Annotated in this window: 9 protein-coding genes; 2 read left to right on the top strand and 7 right to left on the bottom strand. The window is 59.9% G+C overall.

Annotated features, from left to right (window positions below; genetic code table 11):
* Window positions 1-14: 14 nt before the first annotated feature.
* From AACZ26_RS10585 to AACZ26_RS10565, 5 genes are all read right to left on the bottom strand, one after another.
* Window positions 15-1,817 (bottom strand): ABC transporter family substrate-binding protein, encoded by a 1,803-nt coding sequence (locus tag AACZ26_RS10585; RefSeq protein ID WP_339621395.1) that lies wholly within the window; start codon window positions 1,815-1,817, stop codon window positions 15-17.
* Window positions 1,818-1,922: 105 nt separating this feature from the next.
* Window positions 1,923-3,674 (bottom strand): ABC transporter ATP-binding protein, encoded by a 1,752-nt coding sequence (locus AACZ26_RS10580; protein WP_339621394.1) that lies wholly within the window; start codon window positions 3,672-3,674, stop codon window positions 1,923-1,925.
* On the bottom strand, window positions 3,671-4,630 hold the full coding sequence (locus AACZ26_RS10575) for an ABC transporter permease (RefSeq protein ID WP_339621393.1): 960 nt from the start codon (window positions 4,628-4,630) through the stop codon (window positions 3,671-3,673). Before AACZ26_RS10575 ends, AACZ26_RS10580 begins: the two co-directional genes overlap by 4 nt.
* The gene (locus AACZ26_RS10570) at window positions 4,620-5,549 is read right to left on the bottom strand and encodes an ABC transporter permease (protein WP_339621392.1); all 930 of its coding nucleotides are present in this window, start codon (window positions 5,547-5,549) and stop codon (window positions 4,620-4,622) included. Before AACZ26_RS10570 ends, AACZ26_RS10575 begins: the two co-directional genes overlap by 11 nt.
* Before the next feature lie 138 nt (window positions 5,550-5,687).
* Window positions 5,688-7,298 carry an ABC transporter substrate-binding protein gene (locus tag AACZ26_RS10565; RefSeq protein ID WP_339621390.1) on the bottom strand — a complete coding sequence of 537 codons (1,611 nt, stop codon included), beginning with the start codon at window positions 7,296-7,298 and terminating at the stop codon, window positions 5,688-5,690.
* Window positions 7,299-7,547: 249 nt separating this feature from the next.
* Here AACZ26_RS10565 and AACZ26_RS10560 point away from each other — a divergent pair, with 249 nt between their 5' ends.
* Together AACZ26_RS10560 and AACZ26_RS10555 are read left to right on the top strand one after the other, a co-directional pair.
* Window positions 7,548-7,949 carry a DCC1-like thiol-disulfide oxidoreductase family protein gene (locus AACZ26_RS10560; protein ID WP_339621388.1) on the top strand — a complete coding sequence of 134 codons (402 nt, stop codon included), beginning with the start codon at window positions 7,548-7,550 and terminating at the stop codon, window positions 7,947-7,949.
* Window positions 7,946-8,737, top strand: coding sequence for a CPBP family intramembrane glutamic endopeptidase (locus AACZ26_RS10555; protein WP_339621387.1), 792 nt, complete (start codon window positions 7,946-7,948; stop codon window positions 8,735-8,737). Before AACZ26_RS10560 ends, AACZ26_RS10555 begins: the two co-directional genes overlap by 4 nt.
* 131 nt (window positions 8,738-8,868) lie before the next feature.
* On the opposite strand, the gene gcvP is transcribed toward AACZ26_RS10555, so the two are convergent.
* Together gcvP and gcvH are read right to left on the bottom strand one after the other, a co-directional pair.
* Window positions 8,869-11,793, bottom strand: coding sequence for an aminomethyl-transferring glycine dehydrogenase (gene gcvP, locus AACZ26_RS10550; RefSeq protein ID WP_339621385.1), 2,925 nt, complete (start codon window positions 11,791-11,793; stop codon window positions 8,869-8,871).
* Window positions 11,793-12,164, bottom strand: coding sequence for a glycine cleavage system protein GcvH (gene gcvH, locus AACZ26_RS10545; RefSeq protein ID WP_197134092.1), 372 nt, complete (start codon window positions 12,162-12,164; stop codon window positions 11,793-11,795). Before gcvH ends, gcvP begins: the two co-directional genes overlap by 1 nt.
* Between the last annotated feature and the right edge of the window lies 1 nt (window position 12,165).

Here is a 12,165-nt window from a genome sequence, read left to right as displayed (position 1 = left end):
TGCAGCCGAGCACTTTACGGCTTCCACTCCCAGACGTTCCACCACACACCGGGGCTGAGCGATGACAACGAAACGTTCTCCACTCGGTCCTGATCAAAGGCAATTGTGGCGGGATGCTGGAACAAGGGCATGCCGTAGGCAGCGGCCCAGAGCGCAGCATCCGCCTCTTTCAGCAGCGCAGTCTGTTCGTCGCTGTCGATCGACACCGAACCAGCATCGGCCAGCAGCGAATCAACCGTCGAGTCGGAGAAGTAGTTGAGGTTGGCATAGCCATCTGTTGAGAACACGGCGGGCGCAACTCCCACACCGGGTCGTGAGTTCTGCCAACTCAAGAGTGCGGCGTCGTAGGCCTCCGGCGTGCCGAGGGTCTCTTGCCAGTCGTCACGAGAGCAGTCTGTTACCACGAAGCCAGCAGCACCGGCAGACTCTGCGATGAGCGCGTATTCAGCGGCACGCATGGCATCGTCCGCGGCATACAGGATGCAGACGGCGGGCTGAGAAACTCCCGCTTCAGCCAGCAGCGCCTTCGCTCCCGCGACATCGGGCTCGGCGTACTCCGCTGAACCGTTGGCGGAACGCGCGCTGCGGTAGCCAGGGTCGCCCGGTGCAAAAAGGAAAGAATCACGCGGCTTCGCACGAGGTTGCACGTTGGCCAGCACAGTTGCCACAATTTCTGTCCGCGGCACGGTCTTCAAAAACGCCTGTCGCACGAGAGGGTCATCGAAGACTCCACTCTTTGACTGCGCGAACTGGAGGTCGAGGTGCTCAAAGCTGTCGGTACTGCCATCGCGAATCGTCGCATCCATGGTGGCAAGGGCATCCCGCACATCGCTGTTCATCGACGGTATTGCGATCTGCACTGCTCCGACGAGCAGCGCTTGAGCTTGAGCGAGCGGGTCGCTCATGAAGCGCACCCGAATCTCTTGGAACGTTGCTTCACGCATGCCTGTGTAGTTTTCATTGGCGCGCAGCGTGACGTACTGGTTAGCAACAAATTCCGAGATCACATAGGGGCCGCTCGATACGACGAGGCTCTTGTTAGCCGGCATCCCTGAGAAATTGAATACGGTGTTCCACGTGCGGGCAACCGCGGCGAGGTCAACGTCGCTGTCACCAGCAATCGCGGAGTACACGCGCTCTTTGGCGGTGATCGCGTCATCGCTCGCGAATGCCATCATTCCCACGACGTGCGCCGGCTTTGCGAACGAACCGGGGCCGAAGAAAGCCGTCTGCCAGTCCGCAGTCGGTTCATCAAAAACAAGCGTGAGCGACATTCGGTCGTCACTCATTTGTGGCAGCTCAGTGACGAGCCCGATTCCCGCATCCTCACTCGCGCTAGCGTCAAACAGCACACGGGGGTCCGAACGATCAATGGGCGCGCCCGTCTCAGGGTCAACGGTGCTCGCGGCATCAGCATCCGCAGCGTTGAGAGCGCCGGATGTCGCAGCCCATTCGAGCAACAAGTCGACGGCATCGACAGCTGAGCCGTCCGACCAGCGCACTCCGTCTGCCACGGTGTAGGTCACGGCAAGGGGGTCATCGGACACTTTCTCGAAGTGCCCGAAGGATTCATCGCGCACTAGTTCAGAGTCTGCAGTGAAGTAAGTGAAGCCCGTGCCTGTCGCGTAAGCAATGCTCTCGTTGGTATCTCCGGTGCCGAAAGCAGTCGCGGGATTGCCCGAGGTGTAGGGCTCAGTGACGGCAACCGTCAGTTCAGATCCCTCAATCGTCGGGGACGCTTGAGGCACACAACCGGCTAGCACGATCGCGGTGGCGGCGGCGATTGCCAGGGTCGCCGTGATTCTTGTGGCGCTCACTGAACCTCCTGCACACGAACTCGCAGCGCGCGGTGGCACGCTAGAAACGAGTCTAAGTCAGAAGGGCCGCTCCCCGAGGGGGAACGGCCCTTCTGCACTAATAAACTAAGCGCCGAGTTTGATATTGGCGCCAGGGATGGCTTCGAGCAATTCCCGAGTGTACGGGTTGGTCGAGTTCTCGAACACTTCGTCTGTCGAGGCGGCTTCGACGATGCGACCACCCTGCATCACGCACACGTTGTCGGCGACGAGGCGCACAACCGCGAGGTCGTGAGTGATGAAGAGGTACGTCAGGTCGAGCTCCGTCTGCAGTTCGGTGAGCAGGTTCAGAACCTGTCCCTGCACGAGCACGTCGAGAGCAGATACTGCTTCATCGAGCACGAGAACTTCCGGCTTGAGCGCCAAGGCACGAGCGATTGCTACACGTTGACGCTGGCCGCCGGACAGTTCGCCGGGGTAACGGTGACGTGCAGCCTGCGGAAGCGACACTTGATCGAGCAGTTCGCTCACACGGTTGAAGCGTTCCTTCGCGGTGCCGATCTTGTGAGCAAGAAGCGGTTCCGCGATGGTGTTGCCCACGCTGTACTGCGGGTCGAGCGATCCATACGGGTCTTGGAATACAGGCTGAACGCGACGACGGAATTCCAAGAGCTCCTGGCCCTTGATTCCGGCGAGGTTCCGGCCGTCAAACTCAATGGTTCCGCTCGTGAGTGACTCGAGCTGCAAGATCAGCTTTGCGACCGTCGACTTGCCCGAACCGGACTCCCCAACCAACGCGGTTGTGGTGCCTTTCTTCACGCCAAACGAAATGTCGTTAACAGCGAGGAGCTTGTCTTTGCGGAATCCCTGCTTGCGAATCTCGTAGACCTTGGTGATGTTGCTCACCTTGATCAGATCTTCTGTAGCGCTCGCTTCGCGGCTTGCAGCGCGAGCAATCAGGGCGTCATCGAGCGAACCTTCTCCGAAGATACGCACGTCGTCGTCCGACTGCTTGGCGGACTTGATCGACTGAATACGACGCGAGGCGAGGCTCGGTGCCGCAGCGACCAAGCGCTGAGTGTACGGATGCTGCGGGTTCTCGAGAATGGCCCGTGACGGCCCTGACTCAACAACCTTGCCCTTGTACATCACGACTAGCTGCTCAGCACGTTCTGCGGCAAGGCCGAGGTCGTGGGTGATGAACAGCACGGAAGTGCCGTAGTCACGCGTGAGCGATTGCAAGTGGTCAAGGATCTGGCGCTGAACCGTAACGTCGAGTGCAGACGTAGGCTCGTCAGCGATCAACAGCTTCGGTCGAGCCGAAAGCCCTATACCAATGAGCACGCGCTGACGCATTCCGCCCGAGAACTGGTGCGGGAACTGCTTGAGTCGTTCCCCGGCGTCGCTCAGGCCTGCTTCTTGAAGCACCTCAATGGTGCGCTGACGCGCTTCTTTACCCTGAGCGATTCCGTTAGCCTTGATCGCTTCTTCAACCTGGAAGCCAATGCTCCAGACCGGGTTGAGGTTCGACATCGGGTCCTGAGGCACGTAGCCGATTTGGCTACCTCGAACCTGTGCAAATTCTCCGTCAGAGAACTTGGTGAGGTCGTGGCCCTCGAACTCGATCGAACCGCCCGAGACCTTGCCTGTTCCTGGGAGAAGGCCAATCACTGCTTGAGCAGTGGTGGACTTGCCCGAACCGGACTCTCCCACGATCGCGAGCGACTGTCCCTGATACAGGGTGAGGTCGATTCCGCGAACGGCGGGAACGAGCCCACGCTGGGTCTCAAAGCCTACTTCGAGGTTGCGAATCTTGAGCAGTGGCGTTTCCTCGTTCGAGGATTCGGCCGACACGGGAACTGTTTCTGGATGGGTCATCGGCGTGCTCTCGCTTCCGGGTCAAGGGCATCGCGAACTACGTCGCCGAACATCAAGAAAGCAAGAACCGTAATCGACAGTGCGGCAGAGGGCAGCAGCAGCGTTTGCGGGTTTGTGCGGATCGATACTCGAGCCTGATTGATGTCGTTTCCCCACGACATGACTGTCGGGGGGAGGCCGATTCCCAGGAACCCCAGAGTGGCTTCCGCCACGATAAAGATTCCCAAAGAAACGGTCGCAATAACGATTACCGGAGCGATCGCGTTCGGAACCACGTGACGCACGAGCGTCTTGAATCGCGAGACGCCCAGTGCGGCCGAGGCCGTGACGTAGTCCGAGTTGCGCGCAGACAAGACAGCACCGCGCATGATGCGGGCAATCTGTGGCCAGGCGAACAGCGCGAGGATGAGTGATACCGAAAGGGCGTCGCGAACGGGGATGACCGAGATAACGACGATTGCACCAAGAACGGTGGGGATTGCGAAGAAGATGTCACCAATTCGCGACACGAACGAGTCGAGTAGTCCGCCGTAGAAGCCTGCCAGAGCACCAACGATCCCCCCGAAGAGGGTCACCATGATGGTCGTCAAGAGTCCGATAGTTACCGAAGCCTGAGTTCCAAAGATGATTCGCGAGTACACGTCGCAGCCCTGACGAGTGAATCCGAGCGGATGCCCAGCTTCTGGGCCGCCGTCGCTGAACTTCAGGTAGCACTCCGTTGGACTGTACGTGGCAAACAGCCCGGGGAAGATCGCGACAATCACGATGATGAAAATGAGCACAGACGAGATCCAGAACATGGGCCGACGACGCATGGCTTCCCACGCGTCAGTCCACGTGCTGCGAGCCTTGCCCGACTCATCAACCTGATCAATCTCGGCGACCGGAGTTTCCGCGAGCGAGGCGATGAAGTGATCTTGGCCTGGCCGTTCACGGCCAGTGTTGTTACTTGGCATAACGAATCCTTGGGTCGAGCGCGGCGTACAGAAGGTCGACGAGCAAGTTGGCGAGCACGAAGATGATGACCATCACCGCGACAAACGAGACGACCGTCGGGCCCTCTCCCAACGTGATTGCTCGGTAGACGGTTCCACCGACACCGTTGATGTTGAAGATTCCCTCGGTCACGATGGCACCAACCATGAGCGATCCGATGTCGACACCGAGGTAGGTAACGACGGGAACGAGCGAGTTGCGCAGCACGTGAACAGTGACCACTCGACGTCGAGATAGCCCTTTGGCTGTCGCAGTGCGCACGAAGTCAGCGCCGAGGTTGTCGGCGACGCTGGCGCGTGTCAAGCGGACGATGTAGGCGAACGATACAGAAGCAAGCACGATGGCTGGCATGATCAATTCGCCCCAGGGGGCGTCGCCGCTGACTGTTGTTCTCGCCCAGCCGAGCTGAATACCGAAAATGAACTGCAGCACGAAACCGACGACGAACGTAGGCACCGAGATGAGCAAGAGGCTGATGACGAGAGCGGAAGCGTCGAAGAGCTTTCCCTTGCGCAGTCCAGCGACGAGTCCAACGATGATGCCAAAGACAGCTTCGAAGGCAAGAGCGAGGAGTGCGAGGCGAGCGGTGATGGGGAAGGCCTGAGCCATGACATCGGAGACCGCACGGCCAGAGAACGTAGTGCCGAAGTCACCTTGGAATAGCCCACCGATGTAGAGCAGGTACTGAACGATGAATGGCTTGTCGAGGTTGTACTCGGCTCTGATGAGCTCGATGACTCCGGGAGCTGGGGGGCGGTCTCCGTAGAGCGCCGCGATTGGATCGCCGGGGACTGCGAACACCATGAAGTAGATCAAGAATGTCGCGCCGAAAAACACGGGGATCATCTGGAGGAAACGCTTGCCTGCGTACCAAAACATCAGATGGTTCCCTCTAAGGAACGGATAAGCATAAGAGTCACAATCACTGAATGAGGGTACTCAGTGTAATGCCCGGGGCCGAAAATAGCCCCGGGCATCACACGTTGAGAGTGGAAACTGGGTAAAGCTAGAGGCTAATTAGCCCTTAGTTACCTCGTTGTACAGCGGGACAGAGTCCCAACCGAATACAACGTTGTCAACGCTGTCTGAGTAGACACCGGTGACGTTCGAGTACCACAGCGGGATCGAAGGAAGGTCGACCAGGAGGACTTCCTGAGCTTCCTGGTACTTCGCCGTTGCCTCTTCTACCGACGATGCGCTAGCACCCTCAGCCAGGATCTTCTCGAACTCGGGGCTCGAGTAGCCTTCCTTGTTCGAGCCAGCGCCATCAACGTAGAGCGGGCCGAGGAAGTTGTACAGCGACGGGTAGTCAGCCTGCCATCCAGCACGCGTTGCACCGGTGAGCGCGTTAGCGTCACGGTCGTTGAGCGCGTCCTTGAACGTCGGGTATGCCTTACCGACAGCTTCGATTCCGAGCGTGTTGCTGATGCTGTTTACAACAGCGTCAACCCATGCCTGGTGTCCACCATCTGCGTTGTACGCGAGGTCGAAGACGGTGTCTCCGTAGGGTGAAATTGCGTCGGCTTCTGCCCACAGCTTCTTTGCCTCGTCAGGGTTGAAGTCAAGAACTTCAGCACCGGCAAGGTTGTCGGAGTGACCAGCGATTACCGGCGAGGTGAAGTCGGTCGCGGGAGTGCGGGTGCCCTGGAAGATGACATCCGTGATCTCAGCGCGGTCGATCGACATCGAGATAGCTGCACGACGCAGCTTGCCCTCTTCGCCCGACCAGTGCTCGAGGTAGTAGGGCATGTTGAACGCCTGGAAGATTGCCGCAGGCTGGTTCACCGAACGACCGGGGAAGTCAGCTTCGTACGTGGCGAATGCCGAGTCGGGGACAGCATCGAGGATGTCGAGGTTGCCACCGAGAGCGTCAGCATATGCTGCGTCTTGGCTCGTGTAGAAGATGATCGAAACGCCACCGTTTACGGGCTTGCGTACGCCGTCGTAGTCAGGGTTCGTGACGAGGTCGATCTGCACATCGTGCTGCCAAGCGTCTTCGCCATCGAGCATGTACGGACCGTTACCTACGGGGTTCTCGCCGAAAGCGTCAAGGTCTTCCCAAGCCGACTCAGGGAGCGGCATGAATGCCGAGTAGCCGAGACGCAGCGGGAAGTCAGCTTCGGGGTTGTTCAGAGCAACGGTGAACTCGGTGTCGCTAACGACCTCAAGTCCGGTGAGTTCTGAATCTTCGTCGTAGCTGAAGCCCTCGATGTTGTCGAAGAAGTACGAGGAGCTCTGCGCGTTGCTGAGCAGTGCACCGTACTGCCATGCCTTCACGAACGAATCTGACGTGACTGCCTCACCGTTGGTGAAGGTCCATCCATCGTTCAGCGTGACGGTCCAGTTCTGGCCATCTTCGGACTCGATCGACTCCGCTACCTCGTTGACGACATCGCCGTCAGCGGTGTACGAGACGAGACCCGCGAAAATTGATGTAACTACTTTGCCGCCACCGGTTTCGGTGGTGTTCGTCGGAATGAGCGCCTGCTGTGGCTCACTACCGTTGGTCGTGATGATCGCGGCGGTGTCGCCTTCGGCGGGCGCCTCGCTCGCCGAGCAACCCGCAAGTGCGAGTGCTGAGGCTGACAGCAGTGCGACTGCACTGATGCCTATGCGTGATCTCTTCAATGTTTCCTCCTGTGCAGAATTGCGCTAGCGGCACGGAAATTGTGGCGCCGCACCGCGCTTGATAGTTCACACCCTAAATCGGGGGGATACCCCAATCAAAACTGTAAAGCCAAACGTTACACCGCGGTAACGCTCGTGAAGATTATGTGCAGACTTTGCAGGTATCCCGCGCACATAGGGTGTAATTCACAGAATTAGTGCGCAAACTCCGCAAGACAAGCGCTCAGCATCATGCGTTAACATCAATTCATGTCGCTATCGAGCCCGACTTTGAGCCCTTCCCAGACCGTTCTCATCTTCGACGGCGATTGCGCCTTCTGCACGCTCTGGGTCGATCGCCTTGAGGCTCTATTGCCCACTTTTCCCGCCACAACCCCGTGGCAATGGATCAATCTCGACGATTATGCGCTCACTCAAGATGACGTCGACAAAGCGGCCTGGTTTGTGACTCCTACTCGACAATTCGCTGGCCATCTCGCCTTTTCGATGCTGCTCAGAAGCCAACCGAACTTCGGATGGCGCTTCTTGGGGCACCTCATCGCGACTGAGCCCTTCAACACCATCGCCGCCCTCGGCTACCGCTTCGTCGCGCGATTCCGACACCGTCTACCGGGAGGAACCCCGGCCTGTGCCATGCGCCCTGCCGCGTGAGTTATCCATCGCCTGACCTCCCCACGAGAGGCAGAATCTGGGGTGAGATTTCGATCGTTCTCGCGCTCTCTCTTGGCGCATCCGCGATTTATTCAATCGTGTCGATCACGAATCGACTCACTCGGCCCGAATCTCTGTCTCAACAGACGGCGACTCTGAATTCCTCGCTCAGCCCCCGCCCCACGTTTGACCTGATCTACCAATTGCTCGGGATCACGTTCGACCTCGCGCCTGTCGCACTCGTCGCGTTTCTTCTCTGGAACGCCCAGAAACCGCGACTCTCCCGCTTAGGAATCGACTTCACTCGACCTGCACGGGATGGGCTCAGCGGAGTGGGCCTCGCCCTCCTCATCGGCATTCCCGGCATAGCCGTCTACCTGGGAGGGCGCGCGTTGGGAGTGACCGTCAACGTCGTTCCCGCCGCGCTCGACCAGTACTGGTGGACCGTGCCCGTATTGCTGCTCTCCGCGCTGCGCGCCGGAATCACTGAAGAAGTGATCGTGATCGGCTACCTCTATGCCCGCCTCGGCGACCTGGGCTGGGGCCGCTGGCAAATCATTATTTCCACGGCGCTCCTGCGCGGCACGTACCACCTGTACCAGGGCATCGGAGCCTTTATCGGCAACGTTGCTATGGGATTGCTCTTTGGCTGGCTTTACACCCGCTACCGTCGCGTACTGCCGCTCGTGATCGCCCACACGATCATCGACGCCGCGATATTTGTCGGCTACGGGTGGGCTGTCGGCAGCTTTCCGGCGTTATTCGGTGTGAGCAGCACTAGCGACTAGGCCGCGCCCATACGTGCCGCCTCGGGCGCCCAACTCCCACTGTAGAGACAGAAAAGGCGCGTACAGAGCCGAACATTTTCGGCTCCGCACGCGCCATCATCCGCACCAATGAGCAGAATTAGTGCCTTCAGCTAGTGAGCAAATGCCTCAATGGGAGGGCATGAGCAGACCAAATTGCGGTCACCATAGGCGTTATCCACTCGACGAACCGGAGGCCAATACTTGCCCGAAACAAGCGACGTCAACGGGTACACCGCTTGCTCCCGCGAGTAGGCGTGCGGCCAGTCACTCGACACGGCCGACTGCGCCGTGTGCGGAGCGTTGATGAGTGGGTTATCGTCGGCCGGCCACGTTCCGACAGCAACAGCATCCGCTTCGTCCTTGATGGCAATCATCGCGTCGATGAAACGATCGAGCTCGGCGAGGTCTTCGCTCTCGGTCGGTTCAACCATGAGCGTGCCCGACACCGGGAACGACATCGTCGGAGCGTGGAACCCGTAGTCGATGAGACGCTTGGCGACGTCGTTGTTGTCGATCCCCGTGGCCTCCTTGAGGGGACGCAGGTCGAGGATGCACTCGTGAGCTACAAGACCGTTGTCTCCCGCGTACAGCACCGGGTAGTGCTCGCGCAGTCGAACAGCGACATAGTTGGCCGCGAGAACAGCGGCACCGGTGGCAGCCTTGAGGCCTGCCGAACCCATCATGCGCACGTAGGCCCACGTGATGGGCAAGATGCTCGGGCTACCGTAGGGCGCAGCGCTGACCGCTCCCCCACTGTGAACATACGGTCCGGCTTCACCGGTCTGCATGTCGAAAGCAGGATGCTGCTGGCTCTGCGCCATCGGGTGCCCAGGCAAGAACGCGGCGAGGTGTGCTTTCGCAACGACCGGACCAACGCCGGGCCCGCCGCCACCGTGCGGGATGCAGAAGGTCTTGTGCAGGTTGAGGTGGCTGACGTCTCCGCCGAAGTCACCGAAGCGCGCGTAGCCGAGCAGGGCGTTGAGATTGGCACCATCAACGTACACCTGTCCACCAGCGTCGTGAACTGCCTGCGTGATTTCACGCACTTCATGCTCGTAGACACCGTGGGTGGAGGGGTAGGTGATCATGAGCGCCGCGATTTCACTCGCGTGCTCGGTGATCTTGGCACGCAAGTCGCCGAGGTCAACGTTGCCGAGTTCGTCACAGGCCACGACGACGACGCGCATCCCTGCAAGCACTGCGCTGGCCGCGTTGGTGCCGTGGGCGCTTGAAGGAATGAGGCAAATCGTGCGATCGAAATCGCCGTTCGCGCGGTGGTAACCACGAATCGCGAGCAGTCCAGCGAGCTCACCCTGGCTGCCGGCGTTCGGCTGTAGTGACGCGGTGTCGTAACCGGTGACTTCAGCAAGCCACGACTCCAAATGCGAAATCATGACCATGTACCCGGCCACGTCTTCCGCGGGAGCGAAGGGGTGGATGCCCGCAAACTCCGGCCAGCTCACGGCTTCCATCTCGGTCGCCGCGTTGAGCTTCATGGTGCACGAGCCCAGCGGAATCATGCCACGGTCGAGCGCATAATCTTTGTCGGCGAGGTACTTGAGGTAGCGCATCATGCTCGTTTCCGAGCGGTGCGTGTTGAACACCGGGTGCGCGAGGTACTCACTCGTGCGGTTGAGGTCGGCGGGAATGCTGTCGTCGTCGGGGCTATACGCGAAGCCAGCATCCAGCCCAAAAGCCTTCGCTAGGTCGTTCTTCTGAGCCGCGAAAATACCCTCGTAGGGCTGCGTCGATACTTCGTCAAAGCTCAAACGAACAGTGTCAGCATCCACGACATAGAGCAGGATGTCGCTCTCGAGAGCCTTCGCGGCGATCGCGTGAGCCTGTCCCTTCTTGGTCACCGAAAGGGTGTCGAAGAAGGTGCTGTTCTCCACCGTGTAGCCGGCAGCGGTCAAGCGAGCGGCGAACTGCGCGGTGTCTTGGTGAATGCGCTGAGCGATCCGCTTGAGGCCCTGAGGTCCGTGGTAGACGGCGTACATCGATGCCATGACCGCGAGCAGAACCTGAGCGGTACAGATGTTGGAGGTCGCCTTCTCACGACGGATGTGCTGCTCGCGAGCCTGCAGCGAGAGCCGGTAGGCGGGATCGCCAGCGGCATCCTGAGACACTCCAACGAGACGGCCGGGCAGCTGACGTTCGAGGCCCTTGCGCACCGACATGTAGCCGGCGTGCGGTCCGCCAAAGCCCATCGGAACGCCGAAACGCTGCGTGGTTCCGACGGCGACGTCTGCGCCGAGCTCGCCAGGCGACTTAAGAAGAGTGAGCGCGAGCAGGTCAGCGGCGACAATAGCGAGTCCGCCGTGAGCCTTGACCGCAGCGATTACCTCGCTCGAATCCCAGACAAGACCCGAAGCACCCGGGTACTGGATGAGCGCGCCGAAGCATTCCGGCAGCTCAGGGTTCGCACCCAACGCCGCCAAGTCAAGCTCAACAAGCTCAATCCCGACAGCCTCCGCGCGGTTCGCGAGCAGAGCCTTGGTCTGAGGAAGAGTGTCTGCATCGACGATGAAGACGTTCGACTCCACCCGGGCAGCGCGGCGAGCAAGCAACATTCCCTCGACAGCCGATGTGCCTTCATCGAGCATCGACGCATTCGTCGTCGTCATGCCGGCGAGGTCAGCAACCATCGTCTGGAAGTTGATGAGCGCCTCAAGGCGACCCTGCGAGATCTCCGGCTGGTAGGGCGTGTAGGCCGTGTACCAGCTCGGGTTCTCGAGCACATTGCGCTTGATAACAGCGGGCGTGATGGTGTCGTAGTAGCCAAGCCCGATCATGCTGCGGCGAACCTTGTTCGCGCCAGCGAGAGCCCGCAGTTCGGCGAGCGCTTCGCGTTCCGAAGCGGGAGCCGGGATCGTGGAGTTCACGACCGGAGTCTGGTGAATCGCGGGCGGAACCGCGGCATCCACGAGCGCTTCAAGGCTGTCGTAGCCGACGGCGGCGAGCATGCTCGCCTGAGCGGCAGCATCCGTGCCGATGTGACGGTCGGCGAAAGTGCCGCTGATAATCGTGTTGGGCATTACTCGCCTGTCAGTGCGGTGTATTCGTCGAGGCTGAGCATCGACGGGAGTTCGGAGAACTCGATCTTCACGAGCCAGCCTTCACCGAAGGGGTCGCTGTTGACGAGTTCTGGGCTGTCGGCAACAGCGTCATTGGATTCAACGACGGTTCCGGCAACGGGGGCGAAGAGTTCGCCAACCGACTTGGTCGATTCGATCTCGCCGACAATCTTGCCCTCGGCAACGGTGTCGCCGACCTTGGGGAGATCAACGAAAACGATGTCGCCCAGCTTGCCTGCGGCGAAATCGGTGATTCCGACAGTCGCGACGTTTCCGTCAACCAGCACCCACTCGTGCTCGGCGGTGTACTGCAATTCGCTCTTCTCAGCCATG

The organism is uncultured Salinibacterium sp., from assembly GCF_963974405.1.
Classification (GTDB): Bacteria; Actinomycetota; Actinomycetes; order Actinomycetales; family Microbacteriaceae; genus Rhodoglobus.
Note: the sequence above shows the minus strand (reverse complement) of the source record. Positions and strands in the feature narration are given on the sequence as shown.